Below are 743 nucleotides of genomic sequence, written 5' to 3'. Positions count from 1 at the left end.
GCTGGAGGCGTCGCTGCCGGCCGTCGTGTCGGTCACCGACCAGTCGGGCGAGGCGCGTTACCCGTCCTTCAAGGGCATCATGGCCGCCAAGAAGAAGCCGGTTCAGTCCTGGGACCTGTCCGACCTCGACATCGAGGCCGAAGAGGTCGGTCTCGAGGGTGCCTGGACCAAGGTCGACTCCGCGGCGCAGCGCCCGGCGCGTACCGCGGGCACGATCGTCAAGGACGAGGGCGAGGGCGGCAAGCAGCTCGCCGAGTACCTCGCGAGCCAGAAGTTCATCTAAGGCTCACCCCCCTTACCGCCCCTGAAGACTTCGCAATTCGCAGGAGAGCATTCCCATGGCTGAAGTTCTCGTCTACGTCGATCACGTGGACGGCGCCGTCCGCAAGCCCACGCTGGAGCTGCTGACCTTGGCCCGCCGCATCGGCGAGCCGGTCGCCGTCGCGCTGGGTGCCGGCGCCGCCGACACCGCCGCCGCGCTCGCCGAGCACGGCGCCGTCAAGGTCCTCACCCACGAGGCCGCCGAGTACGCCGACTACCTGGTCGTCCCGAAGGTGGACGCCCTGCAGGCCGCGTACGAGGCCGTCTCACCGGCCGCGGTGCTGGTGCCGTCCTCCGCGGAGGGCAAGGAGATCGCCGCCCGTCTCGCGCTGCGGATCGGCTCCGGCATCATCACCGACGCCGTCGACCTGGAGGCCGGTGACGAGGGTCCGGTGGCCACCCAGTCGGTGTTCGCCGCCTCC

Annotated in this window: 1 protein-coding gene and 1 pseudogene; both read left to right on the top strand. The window is 70.4% G+C overall.

Annotated elements, in window-relative coordinates; genetic code table 11:
* A partial coding sequence (locus TN53_RS41405) for an electron transfer flavoprotein subunit beta/FixA family protein (protein ID WP_046264053.1) occupies positions 1 to 283 on the top strand: 283 nt, incomplete at its 5' end.
* Between the two features lie 55 nt (positions 284 to 338).
* Positions 339 to 743, top strand: a pseudogene (locus TN53_RS41400) (electron transfer flavoprotein subunit alpha/FixB family protein); the annotation flags it as partial.

It is taken from the genome of Streptomyces sp. WM6386 (assembly GCF_000972385.1).
GTDB lineage: Bacteria > Actinomycetota > Actinomycetes > Streptomycetales > Streptomycetaceae > Streptomyces.
This window is presented reverse-complemented; position numbering and strand designations above follow the sequence as displayed.